The sequence below is a fragment of the Leptolyngbya sp. NK1-12 genome (assembly GCF_032598965.1).
Classification (GTDB): Bacteria; Cyanobacteriota; Cyanobacteriia; order Elainellales; family Elainellaceae; genus Elainella.
Map to the genome: position 1 here is coordinate 2,335,077 of NZ_CP053586.1, position 14,083 is coordinate 2,349,159.

General features: G+C 47.6%; 15 protein-coding genes. 7 read left to right on the forward strand and 8 right to left on the reverse strand.

Annotated elements, in window-relative coordinates; all coding sequences use genetic code 11:
• The first annotated feature begins 242 nt into the window (after nucleotides 1-242).
• Nucleotides 243-521 (forward strand): hypothetical protein, encoded by a 279-nt coding sequence (locus HJG54_RS09640; protein ID WP_316434676.1) that lies wholly within the window; start codon nucleotides 243-245, stop codon nucleotides 519-521.
• Between the two features lie 272 nt (nucleotides 522-793).
• A complete protein-coding gene (locus tag HJG54_RS09645) occupies nucleotides 794-1,300 on the forward strand; it encodes a 2'-5' RNA ligase family protein (RefSeq protein ID WP_316434677.1) in 507 nt (168 codons plus the stop codon).
• A gap of 454 nt (nucleotides 1,301-1,754) precedes the next feature.
• Here HJG54_RS09645 and HJG54_RS09650 read toward each other — a convergent pair whose 3' ends face one another.
• The 8 genes from HJG54_RS09650 to HJG54_RS09685 form a co-directional block, all read right to left on the reverse strand.
• Nucleotides 1,755-2,027, reverse strand: coding sequence for a GlsB/YeaQ/YmgE family stress response membrane protein (locus tag HJG54_RS09650; protein ID WP_316434678.1), 273 nt, complete (start codon nucleotides 2,025-2,027; stop codon nucleotides 1,755-1,757).
• Nucleotides 2,028-2,202: 175 nt separating this feature from the next.
• Nucleotides 2,203-3,582 carry a hypothetical protein gene (locus HJG54_RS09655; RefSeq protein ID WP_316434679.1) on the reverse strand — a complete coding sequence of 460 codons (1,380 nt, stop codon included), beginning with the start codon at nucleotides 3,580-3,582 and terminating at the stop codon, nucleotides 2,203-2,205.
• Between the two features lie 82 nt (nucleotides 3,583-3,664).
• A complete protein-coding gene (locus tag HJG54_RS09660; protein WP_316434681.1) occupies nucleotides 3,665-4,498 on the reverse strand; it encodes an aldo/keto reductase in 834 nt (277 codons plus the stop codon).
• Between the two features lie 432 nt (nucleotides 4,499-4,930).
• Nucleotides 4,931-5,131, reverse strand: coding sequence for a hypothetical protein (locus HJG54_RS09665; RefSeq protein WP_316431171.1), 201 nt, complete (start codon nucleotides 5,129-5,131; stop codon nucleotides 4,931-4,933).
• A 428-nt stretch (nucleotides 5,132-5,559) separates the two neighbouring features.
• Complete coding sequence (locus HJG54_RS09670; protein ID WP_316434682.1) at nucleotides 5,560-6,522, reverse strand: integron integrase; 963 nt, start codon at nucleotides 6,520-6,522, stop codon at nucleotides 5,560-5,562.
• 285 nt (nucleotides 6,523-6,807) lie between these two features.
• A complete protein-coding gene (locus tag HJG54_RS09675; RefSeq protein ID WP_316434683.1) occupies nucleotides 6,808-8,181 on the reverse strand; it encodes an MATE family efflux transporter in 1,374 nt (457 codons plus the stop codon).
• Between the two features lie 76 nt (nucleotides 8,182-8,257).
• Nucleotides 8,258-8,983: a Coq4 family protein gene (locus tag HJG54_RS09680; RefSeq protein WP_316434684.1), complete on the reverse strand. Its 726-nt coding sequence runs from the start codon at nucleotides 8,981-8,983 to the stop codon at nucleotides 8,258-8,260.
• 39 nt (nucleotides 8,984-9,022) lie between these two features.
• Nucleotides 9,023-9,694 (reverse strand): TMEM175 family protein, encoded by a 672-nt coding sequence (locus tag HJG54_RS09685; RefSeq protein ID WP_316434685.1) that lies wholly within the window; start codon nucleotides 9,692-9,694, stop codon nucleotides 9,023-9,025.
• Between the two features lie 172 nt (nucleotides 9,695-9,866).
• On the opposite strand from HJG54_RS09685, the gene HJG54_RS09690 reads away from it, so the two are divergent.
• The 5 genes from HJG54_RS09690 to HJG54_RS09710 all read left to right on the forward strand — a co-directional run bounded on the left by HJG54_RS09690 (nucleotide 9,867) and on the right by HJG54_RS09710 (nucleotide 13,928).
• Nucleotides 9,867-10,469, forward strand: coding sequence for a TetR/AcrR family transcriptional regulator (locus tag HJG54_RS09690; RefSeq protein ID WP_316434686.1), 603 nt, complete (start codon nucleotides 9,867-9,869; stop codon nucleotides 10,467-10,469).
• Nucleotides 10,470-11,001: 532 nt separating this feature from the next.
• Nucleotides 11,002-12,141, forward strand: a complete 1,140-nt coding sequence (locus tag HJG54_RS09695; protein ID WP_316434687.1) for a hypothetical protein — start codon at nucleotides 11,002-11,004, stop codon at nucleotides 12,139-12,141.
• 98 nt (nucleotides 12,142-12,239) lie between these two features.
• Nucleotides 12,240-12,476 (forward strand): type II toxin-antitoxin system Phd/YefM family antitoxin, encoded by a 237-nt coding sequence (locus HJG54_RS09700; RefSeq protein WP_316434688.1) that lies wholly within the window; start codon nucleotides 12,240-12,242, stop codon nucleotides 12,474-12,476.
• A complete protein-coding gene (locus HJG54_RS09705; RefSeq protein WP_316434689.1) occupies nucleotides 12,473-12,856 on the forward strand; it encodes a type II toxin-antitoxin system VapC family toxin in 384 nt (127 codons plus the stop codon). The genes HJG54_RS09700 and HJG54_RS09705 overlap by 4 nt, the downstream gene beginning before the upstream one ends.
• A gap of 229 nt (nucleotides 12,857-13,085) precedes the next feature.
• Nucleotides 13,086-13,928, forward strand: a complete 843-nt coding sequence (locus tag HJG54_RS09710) for a hypothetical protein (RefSeq protein WP_316434690.1) — start codon at nucleotides 13,086-13,088, stop codon at nucleotides 13,926-13,928.
• Nucleotides 13,929-14,083: the final 155 nt, after the last annotated feature.

Genomic DNA, 14,083 nt, shown 5'->3' on the forward strand with positions numbered 1-14,083 from the left:
GTTTGCAGTCAATGCTCATCACTCAAGCATCGCTCACCCAAACTTCTGGGTTGGAAAGTATGGGTTGGCCTATGCTCCACCAGCGTTGATTCGCGCCACAAGTACCAGATTGCTATCCATTTTAAGCAGAAAGGCTGAGTCCCACGCGAGATCGGATTTCCCTACAGTTGCTCTTCCGGTAGAGGCGACACGCATAGCCGGCCAGCTAAGCTTATAGCACAACCGAGTGAGGTGGAAGCCCTATGAACTACTACCTGGGGTACGTCATTGAAGCGGTGGAGACAGAGCAAGGCTGGGTTGGGATCTGGCATCACCAGCTCGTGGGTCGAATTGAGATTCAGTTTTTCCCGAATGCCCAGGCGGCCTTAGTCTTACTGATGGAGCTGATTGATCGCGATGTGGCTGCCAGTAGCTTGATGAAGCTGGTGGATGAGTGGTTTGAGGCAGGGCAGCTCGACGAGTTGGAGCACCATCAGGTCACAAACTCTCTGGTTCAATCGGTTTTGGCTTTATTAAATTAGTTTAATTAAGTCGGTCAACCGAATTATTTTTAGATCCTAAGTAGGTAAGCTAAATTAATCTTCGCTTCACAATGCCGGGTCTCGACTCCGCTCAACCCTCTGCTCCCCGAAACGTTGCGCATTGAGCGGAGTCGAAATGCGTCTTCTCAAAAATTGCCCCCACCTACTTACAGTGTGGGCATCTCACCCACCGCGAGCGGGACGCTCGCACTCTACATACTGTTTAATTTGGTTGAATTACTTAGAATTTAGTCAAATCATTAAAAGCGTCCATGTCGTCTGCTCCCCCGCTGGTTCTAACACTAAAGCTAGATGCAATTCTCTTTAGCGGTTTGAACCAACTGCGGCAGCAGCATTTTCCGCCAGAGCGGAATTTTTTGCCGGCTCATGTGACGCTATTCCACCACTTACCAGGTGAGCAAGAAGTTATTATCCAACAAGATCTGCAAACCCTCTGCTCACAGACAGCAACTTTGTCCTTGAGGTTACAGAGATTGCGCTTCTTGGGTAGGGGGGTTGCAGTAGAAATTGACTGCCCTGAGCTGGTGCAGTTACGCAATCGGTTGGCTCAGGCATGGTCTATCTGGTTAACACCTCAGGATCGGCAACCGTACCGGCCCCATATTACGATTCAAAATAAAGTCACTCCAGATGCTGCACGCCAGCTTTATGCTCAGCTTAACCAAACGTGGCAACCCCTGAATGGACAGGGGGAAGGGTTATTGCTGTGGTACTACAGGAATGGCCCCTGGGAGAAAGTCGCTGAGTTCAGCTTCTGATTAATGCAGATGATTAAACTTAAACAATGATTAAGTCATTCAATTGAATTAAAACTAAGATCAGGGCGTTATCGCCGCCCGAAGAGCGACAACAACACCTCCTTTGGGTTTCATATTTAATTATGTTGTTCTACTTAGAACAATGCATGAAATAACTTAACCCTGCGACAGAGTCGTGCTCCCCGGTTTCATTTCTATACTCAAAGAGCAGAACTCTATCGGTTCTGCCATGATGTTCATGATCATGACTCCGTTGCCCCCTACTACTTTTTTAACGGTAGGGGGTGCTTTTCAATGGCCGTATTTCAAAACCCATTCAATTCAAAAGAGCCTCTATAACAGAGGCTCCTTCACAAAATCAGCAGGTAATTGACGGTCGCGTTTAACTTCTTATCTGATAAGTGGCTATGGCATCAATGGCAGCAAAGAAGGCAACAAACAGCCGTCAGCTCCATTAGATAGCACTACGACGTGCCAACGCATAGTAGATGAACAGGGCAATAATTGCACCGATGACAGCAACCACAATACCACCAATACTCAGACCTGTTGCCGTTAGAGCAAGGGTCCCAGTAGTCAACAGGTTGTAAAGGCTACCGCCCACAAACGCACCGATCACGCCCAAAATTAGAGTGCCGAGAATGCCACCGCCCTGATGGCCAGGATAGATGGCTTTGGCAATAGCACCGGCAATAAGTCCCAAAACAATCCAAGCTAAGATGTTCATGACGATTCTCCGTATATCGTTGATGATTCTAGAGTATCGATCATCCTGTTCAGAAGCACCCTTCTAGAGCATGAGCCTGTATCCTACTAAGGTCGTAGTTTTGGCAAGATTGTTTGGCGAAGTGTCTGGCAAAGTGTTTGGCAAAAATGCGGGAGTAGGGCGGGATTAAACGCGATTAAGGATTGGCCGCAGCAGTGTGGAGGGACTGCAACAGATTGGCTTCGATCTGGTTAACTGCTGCCATTACGCCTGTTTCCGAATCGGTCAATAGCGATCGTTTCATATCTTGCAGGTAATCCAACAGGTTGGTTTGCAGGACCGGGCGATCGGTAGCAACCGTGTGGTTGTAGTCCCACAAATCCCAGAGCAAAATCCCCACCCCAACTAGTGGATCAATCAGCGAGGTGCCAAACTCAGCCGCGACGGTAGCTCCGGTTTTGGCCGCCATTTTGGCTGCTGCCTTACTTGCTAATGTGGATGTGATCTTGCTGCCAATTTTGCCGACCGACACGGCCACCAGCGGTTTGGCCAACAGATAGCCGCCTCCGCCCACGAGCAGCTTCAACGATAAATTAGAAATATTGCCTTCAGTGTCGTTGATCGTGGTGGAAATATCGCTAAGGTAACGGTCCCATTGTCCCTGCGGTACTCGATATGCGTTGCGCACCCCCTCGATGTTTTTCCCCAATTCGGTCAAGTAGAGATTGACCGTTTCGTTGGTTAGCAGCTCTAGCCGCAGTTGGGCATTGCGGGGTACCAATACCCGTTTGGCAAATTCTCGCTGAAATTCGGCTGTAAAGCTCTCGGCCACTGCTGCTTGCGGGCCGAGGCTATTGGGTTGCAGGGCATGGTAGATGGCAGATTTGGCCAAGGTGAAGGGAGCCGTGAACTCCAGTCTTTTTTGATTGAAAAAATCAAAATACCAGTCAAGAAAGTTTTCAACTCGCGGTTCTAGTTCAGCTTGCCAGCGATCAAGTTCGGCGGCGGCATAGGCTCTGGCGGTATCATGGGCCGCTCGAACGGCGGCAGCTACAGCTTGGTCCAACTGACTCAGATCGGGTGCAGGTTCCACCCTGACCACCGCAGGTCTATCACCTTGAGCTGGACCCGCAGCGATCCGGGGGGCAATGGCCTGACCTAGGACAAACTTACCAATCAGCGGAATGACCACCACAATGATCACCACGGTCCAAATTATGGGTTTGAGGGCATCGATCAATTGACTAACTGCCCGAATCCGTTCGGTTTTCTCGGCATAGGTGCCCTGGTTGGCTGGAGGTGGTGTTGCGGTGGGGGAAGCAGCGCTGCGCTGGTTGGCTGTAGGATTTTGGGGTGGCGGAGCAGGGGCAATTGGCTCGGTTAGAGCGCTGGATTCGGATGTTGTGGCATTTTGGTCAATTGAATCTTGAATAGAATCTTGAATAATTGACTTCTGGCCAATTGACTTCTGCCTGAGCGAATTCTGCCTGAGCGAATTCTGGCCAATCGAACCTTGACCAACGGCATCGTCGTTCACTGGGGGCAAGGGGGCTGAGGCGTCTTCGGCTGGTATCATAATCTGAGTATTGCTCTGAATATTAATGTGAATATCTGTGAATATCTGTGAATATCTGTGAATATTGGGATATTTAGAGCACTTACAGCATCTCAAGGGCTGTGGGACGAGAAGGCGGTGGAAAAGCGGCATCGAGGGACTTCAGTTCGGCCGCAGTTAGATGCAGATCCAGGGCCGCGTAATTCTGGTTTACATGCTCAATTCGGCTGGATTTGGGAATCACAATTACGTTGTCTTGCTGCAACAGCCAAGCAATCGCAATCTGGGCTGGTGTGACATTTCGCTGTTGGGCAATTGAGCGCAATTGAGGATGGTTGAGCAGCCGACCTTGCTCGACTGGCGAATAGGCCATGATTGGGATTCCCTGCTGCCGGCACCAGGGCAGGAGATCCCACTCGATGCCGCGTCGCCTCAGGTTATACAGGACCTGATTGGTGGCAATGGCTGATCCTCCTGCAAGCTGCACGGCTTCTTGCATATCGGCTACATCGAAGTTGCTGACGCCATAATCGCGAATTTTGCCAGTCTGCTGGAGTTGCTGGAAGGCGGCCAGTGTTTCGGCTAGCGGCACCGAACCGCGCCAATGCAGCAAGTAGAGATCGAGGTAATCGGTTTTGAGCCGATGCAGGCTACGCTCGCAGGCGGCAATCGTTCCCTGGCGGCTGGCATTGTGGGGATACACCTTGCTGACCAGAAACACCTCGTGCCGTCGGTTGGCAATCACTTCGGCAATCACTTCCTCTGCACCGCCCTCCCCGTACATTTCTGCCGTATCGATTAGGGTGAGACCCAGATCTAAGCCATGCCGCAAGGCTGCTATCTCTGCTTGGCGCTGTTGAGCCGTTTCGCCCATTCGCCAAGTGCCAAGGCCAAGAGCTGGAATTGAATGACCGGAGGCTAAACGAAAAGTTTTCACGCAGATCAACCTCCAAACAAAAGGGAGCAAGCGTTTTGTTTTCGTATCACAGCCAGCCGTCGAGCCAGCCAAAACGAAATAGGCCATGCTTTACACCAGCTCTATGATCCAGATTAGATCAGCTTAACCTGCGAATGCAGTAGGCTGCATCTTCACGCCAAAATCGCCGTTCATAGATGTGTGGGCGATAGTTTGCCGTTAGGGATAGTAGTTTCTCGGCAAAGGCCGCCTACGCAAATCAAACCTGCCTCGGTAGTTATAGGCTTTGCCACGACAGATAGGACATTGTCGTGGCGACGGTATAGCTCAGCTAAACAGCCGATCGGGCTAGCTTTGGTTCGTAGCGCAGCAGTTACTCAAACAGGAACCGCTATGCCTATTGGCAGGCTATCGCCTACGCATCTAGAACTAGGTTTGCTGGTGCTTGTTGCTTTAGCGAATTAGCATCGTCATGTACTTATCTCGCCCAAAGGGAGCGGGAATCAGCGGCGTGAAGCGGCTGCGGTCGGTGGCAATCCGCCTGACATAGAACTCGTTGATCTGGTGGATGAGCTGGTCTCTCGTGCCGATAATCCAGATTTGCACGCCAGCATGGTCGCCTGCGTCTAGCAGTTCGTTAAATTCAGTGGTCATAGTAGTGTAGCCTCGTTTGTTTGATTTCGCTCAAGAAATCGCTCAAGGCACCATGCCTGACTACAGGACGCATCAAACGAGGCTGCCTAGACGGTACCGCTGCACAGTACAATCAACACAGCCTTGCTCTCTGCTCCGATCAGAGAGTCAGGTGAGCTGGTCCTTAAGTGTTGCGAGCACTTTTGGATCAGCGCCCGAATCGCCTGCCTTGAGCGGCCCACTAGCCCTCTTCGGGTCCGAGAAAAACTAGTATCGCAAAGCATAAACCAAAGCAGTGAGAAATACAAGCGTGAGATTGTAATTGTTCACAATGCGTGAACGTTGCTTGCAGTAAAACACTCGCTCAGCTCAACCCACTGCTGCACCGCTGCCATCTACCAACTCAAAACTCAAAACTCAAAACTCAAAACTCAAAACTCAAAACTCTCCTACCCATCCAACGGGCTTCTGACACCGCGCCCCCCTCGGTTGAGGACATGAGTGTAAATCATGGTCGTTTTCACGTCCTTGTGCCCCAGCAATTCCTGCACGGTGCGGATGTCGTAGCCGTCTTCTAACAAATGCGTCGCAAAACTGTGACGAAAGGTGTGGCACGTCACTCGTTTCTGGATCTTGGCTTGCCTCACAGCACTTCGCACAGCTCGTTGTATGCCGGTTTCATGTAGGTGATACCGTCTTGTTACCCCACTTCGCGGATCATGGGATAAGCGATCAGCAGGAAATATGTACTGCCAAATCCATTGACGATCGGCATTGGGATACTTTCGCTCCAGAGCAAAGGGCAAGTACACCGAGCCATACCCTCTTTCCAAGTCTTGATTGTGCAGCTGCCGCACTCCCTGCAAATGCACCTGCAGCGGTTCTATCACGCGACTTGGCAGCATTGTCACCCGACTCTCCCTGCCTTTGGTATCGCGAATCAACAATTGACGCTGGGCAAAATCAACATCCTTCACTCGGAGTTGCAATCCCTCGCTGAGACGCAAACCACTGCCATAGAGCAGTTGTATCAACAGCTTATACACCCCATAGAGATGGGAGATGACTTGATGAACTTCCTCCGGCGTTAACACTGTGGGCAAGTAGCGCGATGGCTTTGCCCGCACCGCATTAATCCCAGCTAGCTCCTGCTGCAACACAACTCGGTAAAGGAAGATGATTGCGCTGAGGGCTTGATTCTGCGTGGATGCCGCGACGTGTTCGTTCACTGCCAAGTAGGTTAGGAATTGGGTTACTTCTGGCGTACCCATCTCACTGGGATGCCGTTTGTTGTGAAACAGGATGAAGCGGCGAATCCAGTGAACGTAAGTCTTCTCAGTACTGTAGGAATAATGTTTAACTCGCAGAGCATCGCGCACTTGGTCAAGCAGCTTTCGAGGACGTGGTTCCATCGGTAGAAGAGTACCGTAGTATAAAAAGTGTAGTAACAGTATAGCTGTTCTACTGAGTTGCTAAGATAGATACACAGAATTTTGCTGTATATCCAGCCCATTTGGGGGAGATATCCAGCAAGGCTGCTGTTGATCTACCGGTTTTGGGGAAATATACAGTAGGCAATCTGTTGATTTACCCTATAGGGGGAGATATACTGGTAAAGCTTGTATAATAAATTGTTATACTGCTCCATCTATCGGTAAGGAAGTGGCTCAAAGTTACCTGTTCAGAGTTCGATTACTTTAGAGGTGGTCATCTAGGGAGTGGTGATTTGGATTTGATTGACTCGCAAGGCAAAGAGTTTGGCAATGTAGCCTTCTGAAAAGGAGGGACGCTGCAATGAATAACCCGCAGGCAAAGCCCAGCCAGATTCCTGGTGCGCCTAAACCAAAGTAGAAGGCAAATACATAGCTCAAGGGTAGTGCCAGCAACCAGTAGGAAAATAACGTAACAATTGTTGCCCAACAGCTGTCTAAAATTCCCCGCAAAGCACCTAAACTGACCGACTGAACGCCGTCACAAATCTGCATCATGCCTACAATCAAAAACATGACGCTAGCTAGTTCAGTGACCTGAGTATCTGCTACAAACAACTGCGCGATCGCCTTTCCCGATATGAGCAATCCAATGGTAATGATGACCATCCAAGCGACAACAACACCATTGGCTGCATAACCAATTCGCCACAGTCGCCTATACTGGTTTGCCCCATAAGCTCGTGCCATGCGAATACTGACTGCTGAAGCCATTCCCAGTGGAAGCATATAAAGAATACTAGCGACGCTAAAGACAATTTGATTTGCAGCAAGAGCAGTTGCACCTAGCCAGCCCATAAAAACTCCTGCGATCGACGTAGCTCCACCTTCTAAAAAGTATTGCAACCCCATTGGAAAGCCTTCTCGCACTTGTTTGACAAAAACAGACTTTGACAAGCGCGATCGCTGACTCCGATAGCCTTTCATTCTTCTAGAAGTAGAGACATGGATTGCTAATGCCCCAAAGCAAATGCACATGGCTAAAAAGCTGCCTAGCCCTGCACCTGCAATTCCCAGTGCTGGAAACCCAAAATGACCAAAAATCAATACCCAATTAATCGGTACATTTGCGAGTACCCCTACACCCATTAATCCACAGGCAATCCAAGGGCGATCGGTCGCATCGTAAAATTGTTTGAGAGTCTGAAATAAAGCTGAAGGAATGATTGAAGCTGCCATCCAAATCCAATAAGGACGAGCGACTTCAACGACGGCTACAGGTTGATTCAACAAACGAGTCAGTGGGAAGCACAACATAATTAGAACTGAACTGATTGCAGCAGCAATCAAAGCAATCAATAAAGAATGCTTCAAAATAGAGGCTACATCTGTTTTATCTTGCTTCCCATGTGCTTGAGCAATTAGAATTCCTCCTGGCATTAAAAATCCAAAAGTTGCTGACTGTACTAAAACGAGAAAAGTAGTCGTCAGTGAAACAGCCGCAAGTGAAGTCACACCGAGATGACCAATCATCAAGCTATCGGTGAGACTCAGCATCATTAAGCCCAGTGACCCAGCAACGATCGGGACAGCAAGACTGGTCAACGGTCTAATTTCTTGCCGCAGCAGTTTCCATGTCATAATTTTGCAAAATTTGAGATTGGGAAAAACGGTTAGGCTGGACAGGCATCAACCTACCTGGAAGTCCTTTGTAGACTTAGTTAGCGATTTGAATCTTCAACTCTTCTTGCCATTGAGATACAGGTTTCTCCCACTCTTCTTCCCACTTTTGAGCAATCAATTGCTTGGCGTTTTTGCCCATTTGCCAACCTTGTTCAATGGTTGCAATCAGAATGGGGAGAGCTTCAGGTGATGACACCATAAAGCCAACTAGACCACCGACGAGCGCCACCAGTGCAGAAGGAAGCCGAAACTGTGCTAGATAGAAAGCTTGTAAACCCAGTTCACCCAACGGAGAAGTATCAAAACCCGTCACAACATGCCATAAGTCGTGGGTGATTTGGTAACGATACTCCACGTAACTCACGTCGGAGTCAACACGCTCCCAGGAGAAGAGGCTAGGATCGACGTCAAGGGGTTGCAATCCTGCTGCTTGCAGTGACGTTGCATACGTATAGCCCAGGGAATTGCGCGGCAAATCTAGAAGTAGCTCTAGCGGTGGAATAGGTGCTGAGTAGCGCTCTTGAATAATTGTGCGAGCCGCACTATCATTTTGCTGTAATTCATCTACTGCTAATTGATAAGCAGGGGCTTTGACCAAATAGTTGACTAGCTCCGAAAATCTAGCATTGATCTCATCAAAATTATCGGCATGTTCAAGGTCTGCTTCGCCATCCATCTGAAATGTGTTCAAAATGGCAGTCATCAGATTTGCCTGAAACTCTTCTGATTGAGTCGCTACAGATGTGTTCAGTGTTTCCATATCATGAGCCTCCAAATGGTTAAGAGTGAGTGAACAAAACTATTGAGCAGAGTGAGTTGTCTGGTTTGGTTTCTGTGGGATTGCTAATAATTTCCTCAAAGTGAAATACACCAAGGGAAATAGTAGCCAAGCGAGATCTGACCAAGCAGGTGCGAACAGGGCGATCGCAATGGCTACCATCGCGCAAATTGGCTCAATTAAGGCTTTAACCTTCATTACTGTGATCGTTTGAGCATCAAGACTTTCATCGACTAGGCGATGCTGGTACGTTGCATAGTTCCAACTAGCAAATGAGAGAACGCCAATTAACGAAATATTGACCGCAAAACAAACTTTGGCGATCGAGTTATCTGAAAAAACAAGCGCCAACTCGTTGGAATAAGGCACAAGAAACAGACACATCAAATACAGCGTGTAAATCCATAAATGAGCCTCATTAGTGCGTTTGTAGTAGGAAAACTGTTGAGTGTGAGCAATCCAATACACTGCCACAAGCACAAATGTAATCAGATAAGCTCCTAATGGCTTGAGTTGACTCACCAAAAACTGATTGATTTCCACCTTTGCTAGCATTTCGGCATGTTCCGGTAAATCAAATCGCCAAAACGTTAGAGCCATTGCTAATGCAAAAATGAAATCGCTCAATCGAGCCAAGTGGGTTAGGGCATTTGAGTTTTGTGCGTCCTGATTCGTGTGCATTTGCCTTGACATGGTTTGAGCTTGCTCATTTAATACTAAACCATCCAGACGGTATAGCGTCAAGAGCAAAAATGTACTAACTGGACGGTTTTTGTATTTTGATCGCTAGACGGTCTAGACGGTACAATAGAAGAGCTGGGTCGCTGTGAACTAGAAGCGCTGTGCTGGAACTTGGATGAACCTTATGAAAACTGCTAAAACTGCCAAAACTGCCGAAAAAGCTTCTCCACCTGGCAAAAAACGTTCTGAAACCCGCGATCGGCTGATTCAATGTGCGATCGATATCCTGGTCAGCCAAGGCAATGAAGCTCTAACGCTAGATGCAGTCGCTCACGCAGCCGAGGTGAGCAAGGGTGGTTTACTCTACCACTTCCCCAATAAAGAAGCCCTAATCACAGGAATCATTCAGCATCTCATTGATAATTTCAATGCGGCAATTGAGGCTGAACTGGCAAAGGAAAAGGGAGACGAACCTGGAAAATGGCTACGCGCTTATGTCCGTGCAACCTTCAATAGTAGTCAGCTTCCTCTAGCTCTGGGTTCAAGCCTCTTTGCAGCAGTTTCTATATCACTCAATCCAGAAACCGCAAAACAGATCGATGCCCAGATCAACGAATGGCAACATAAGCTGTACAACTGTGGGCTTGATCCAGTCCAGGCTAGTATTGTGCATCTGGCAGCAGAAGGGCTATGGGCAACAGAGATGTTTGAAATTAATTCCCCCAATCAAGCACTTCGTAAGCAAATTCTTGAAAGATTATTAGACATGACTCGTGAAACTCATTGAGTTTTTTCTTATTGCATGAGACCTTGTGTGGCAACGCAGTATAACAAGTCGATGAAGCGGACGGAACAGAGATCCTGGTCAGGTTGCCAAATTTATTTGCCGCCGCTTATCTTGGTCGTTAGCTGGCTCCGCAAACAGTCTTTCCACTCGTTCACAAAGTCATTCACTAGGAAGGCAAAGCACCGCGCAGTGGGTTGGTGAGGACAGGAGTTCGAGGTTGTCTGTGGTGTCGCAAAGCACCCAGAGTCCGGTAGGTGAGGACGGTGGTTTTGGGATAGCTTGGGAGTGGCAAGGTCAGAGTTAGCCAAGTCAGTTGATGCGTCTCACAGCTAACAACGCTGTTGCAACGGATTGTCGGGTCTGGCTCGTGGAGTAGCAAAGTCAGTTTGCAACCGCTGAACAGCACCGTTGGGCTGCTTAGTCTTTCGGTGATGGAAGTACATCCAATTTTCTTGTCAGTGTCAAAGCCAACGCGATTTTAGAAATGTCACAATGGTAGCGGAGTATCAATTTTGGGCTGCTACTGAATCCTATGTTCATTGAGCGCAAAGTCAATCAAGCAACTAATAAGGTCGAGTTATGGGAGTGCGAGTGGGAATATCCCGAAGGCGCTCCAGCCAAGAAGATTTTTGTCAGTAGGATCGGTGAGGAACAGCCCCTAGCACCGGAAGGCAAAAATTCTTGGAGTCAGGTTAACGCAATTTGTTGGGCATCTGGGCGCACACTTGGAAATATTGCTGTTTTCTCTAAATCCATACTTGGAAATTTCCCTGCACAGGCGGGTGATGATGCGCTCTTACCTTGCGATTTTGTCCACGCTGGAAAGTTCCGGCACGGTGCTGATCGTTGGTGGTGTCGGACTCACCAAACGCATTGGGGAACTAAAGCTGATCAAGAATCATATAAGCAATCGGGAGTAATGCGTTGTGCTAACCACTCCCAACCGATGAACTATACTCTGGCTCCATTGGAAATTAATGTGGCTGATTATGCTGAGGTAGGTATCTGGTGCTCACTTCCAACAGGGCTGTCTACCAAATCAATCGAGTCTCGTGCCCCAAAGATTCTTGTTCATTTGCGTCCCAAAGCACAAGGTAAGAAGTTGATAGACGCTGACTTTGAAGCTATTTCGTTGCTCTACCACGAAGATTTGGGATTGTTTGCCAATGCCGAAATTACTCGTGTTAACATCACGCCACCTGCTGCATTCGAGTTTGTGTGTGCTGTAGAAGAAAATCGAGAGATGACCTGCATCAACTGCTCACAGTGCGGCTATCCACATTTGGATCTAGGCGATTTTGCACGGAAGCCCCATCGAAAACATTTCTGTGGTAATTGCGGCTGTGATAGCACTTGGAGTTCTGGACATATTGTGTCAACGCCTCTCAAGCCTTTGTATGATCAATTTGCAAAGAACACACAGTATAAGGAGTCAGACAGGGCATTAAATCTGGACTTAGATAAATACTCAGGCTGTGATTACGAAATCTGGACATCTACTCCAGCAATCGTGTGGTCAGCAGATCGTCCGCAGGAAAGGGGAATTCATGTTCACGTTAATAATGGCACGAAACGAATTGTTGATGATACGTTTAGTACCGTCATCCTCAATGGTAAAACCCTTGAACGGAAGGATGTGCTTCAAGCAATGTTCGATCGCACAATTACATGAGATAAAACTATAGGTCTGCAATCGTGCAACTAATAGTTTGACTACATGAAGCAAGAGAGCATGGAGAACTATTCATAAAATCTGTATTGAGGCAATTTATGTTGAATGTCACTGTTGATGAAATACAACGCGATCCTCTAAAGTATCTTCGTCAGGTAGAGGCAGGTGAAACGCTTGTTATTGTTCGATCTGACAAGCCGATTGCTGAACTTAGACCTATTGCTAGTAGTAAGCAGTTGCGACCATTTGGCTTATGTGCAGGCGAATTTACCGTTCCAGATGATTTCGACGCTCCTTTGCCGGAAGATCTACTCAACGCATTCGAGGGCAAATGAGGATTTTGCTAGATACGCATATTTTTTTATGGTTCATCAGTGGTGACACCCAATTGTCAACGGACGTTCGGGATGCAATGCGTGATCCAGACAACGAAGTTTATCTAAGTTCAGTTTCAGTTTGGGAAGCAATTGTTAAATACCAGCTAGGTAAGCTACCTCTGCCGGAACCTCCCGAAACATATTTACCTAGACAACGTAACCTTCATCAAATTGCCAGCCTTGCTCTTGATGAAAGCAGTGTAATTCAACTGGCTAAACTGCCACCATTGCATCGTGATCCATTTGACAGGATGCTCATCTGTCAAGCATTACAAAATGGTTTGACCATTGCGACAGTAGATGCAGCAGTTCGTGCCTACTCAGTTAGCGTCTTGTAGCAGCGCAGCCCAACACTTCATGGCAGCGGACGGACGAAAGCTGCTGGTGCTGAGTTCGAGTTTATCTGCCGCCGCTGCATTTTGCCGTTAGCCTGCTTCGTTTCTGGGTTAGGACGGTATATGAAGGTCATCTGCCAGTGTCTAGGTGTGTTTAACTTGCAAGTACTTCTGGGCACTATTTTCTAAGAGTATGAGTTTACGTAACGAATGAAGCCTGGAGCCTGCAAAAATGCTTGGTTGGATTGTTTGGGGATCTGGCGGTGATTCTGTAGATTTAGGAGTTGTTGATCATCGTCACTGTGACACCTGCGAGAGAGTACGTCCTTTCAAAATTCTTCTCCAATATCGATATGCCCACATCTATTGGGTCTTTTCATGGGTCACTGAGAAGAAATATGTACTTGTTTGTGATGTTTGCCATAGAGGTTGGGAACTTAAGGCAAAAGAAATAGAAAAAAACTTTTCTAAGCATCCCATTCCTTTCATGAAGCGTTACGGATGGGCATTTCTTGTAGTTCCCTTTATATCGTTGATTGGATTTGCCGCCATCGCTTCATATTTTGAGTCACCCAATTCGACATCAAGTTTACCTACAACAACTACAAATCCTTCTGTATCAACTTCAGAACAATCACCTCGTTCTGCACCAACTCCGACTTATGTTCGTTCGCTTGTTACAGAAAATGGCTATCCTTTTCCAGCAACATCGGGTTACATTGACGGCTATTCACGTCAAGCTCAAGATGGCTATTCATCCGTAACTGTTGATAACTCGCAGAACGACTCGGATGTATTTGTTAAGCTCTTCTCACTTGACACTGCTCCTCCAGCACCAGTTCAAGTATTTTTTATTCGCGCCCGTGAAAAGTTTACTGTTGAAAACATGAGGGCTGGAAATTATGATATTAGGTATCGTGATCTTGATTCTGGAGCATTAGCCCGTACTGACCCCTTTGATCTTCAAGAACTTAAGGATCAGGAGGGAATTAGATACAGCACAATTACGTTAACTTTGTACCGAGTTAGTGGTGGAAATATGCAGATCCATACCATTTCTGACCAAGATTTCTAGTGCATATGCTGGCTCACACGGACTCTGAGCCGGACAGCTAGCTCAAACTCCCGGTACGTTGGATTTTTGTTAAACTGTGAGTAGAATTTACCATTCTGTACAGGTCTATGCGGTCAATTGAGCAACTGACAGAAGAACTCCTAGCTCTTCCTAGC

Bases quoted from the DNA above. Each gene is read 5' to 3' on its own strand.
- HJG54_RS09640 (WP_316434676.1), top strand. From the start codon at position 243: ATGAACTACTACCTGGGGTACGTCATTGAAGCGGTGGAGACAGAGCAA.
- HJG54_RS09645 (WP_316434677.1), top strand. From the start codon at position 794: ATGTCGTCTGCTCCCCCGCTGGTTCTAACACTAAAGCTAGATGCAATT.
- HJG54_RS09650 (WP_316434678.1), bottom strand. From the start codon at position 2,027: ATGAACATCTTAGCTTGGATTGTTTTGGGACTTATTGCCGGTGCTATT.
- HJG54_RS09655 (WP_316434679.1), bottom strand. From the start codon at position 3,582: ATGATACCAGCCGAAGACGCCTCAGCCCCCTTGCCCCCAGTGAACGAC.
- HJG54_RS09665 (WP_316431171.1), bottom strand. From the start codon at position 5,131: ATGACCACTGAATTTAACGAACTGCTAGACGCAGGCGACCATGCTGGC.
- HJG54_RS09670 (WP_316434682.1), bottom strand. From the start codon at position 6,522: ATGGAACCACGTCCTCGAAAGCTGCTTGACCAAGTGCGCGATGCTCTG.
- HJG54_RS09675 (WP_316434683.1), bottom strand. From the start codon at position 8,181: ATGACATGGAAACTGCTGCGGCAAGAAATTAGACCGTTGACCAGTCTT.
- HJG54_RS09680 (WP_316434684.1), bottom strand. From the start codon at position 8,983: ATGGAAACACTGAACACATCTGTAGCGACTCAATCAGAAGAGTTTCAG.
- HJG54_RS09685 (WP_316434685.1), bottom strand. From the start codon at position 9,694: ATGTCAAGGCAAATGCACACGAATCAGGACGCACAAAACTCAAATGCC.
- HJG54_RS09690 (WP_316434686.1), top strand. From the start codon at position 9,867: ATGAAAACTGCTAAAACTGCCAAAACTGCCGAAAAAGCTTCTCCACCT.
- HJG54_RS09695 (WP_316434687.1), top strand. From the start codon at position 11,002: ATGTTCATTGAGCGCAAAGTCAATCAAGCAACTAATAAGGTCGAGTTA.
- HJG54_RS09700 (WP_316434688.1), top strand. From the start codon at position 12,240: ATGTTGAATGTCACTGTTGATGAAATACAACGCGATCCTCTAAAGTAT.
- HJG54_RS09705 (WP_316434689.1), top strand. From the start codon at position 12,473: ATGAGGATTTTGCTAGATACGCATATTTTTTTATGGTTCATCAGTGGT.
- HJG54_RS09710 (WP_316434690.1), top strand. From the start codon at position 13,086: ATGCTTGGTTGGATTGTTTGGGGATCTGGCGGTGATTCTGTAGATTTA.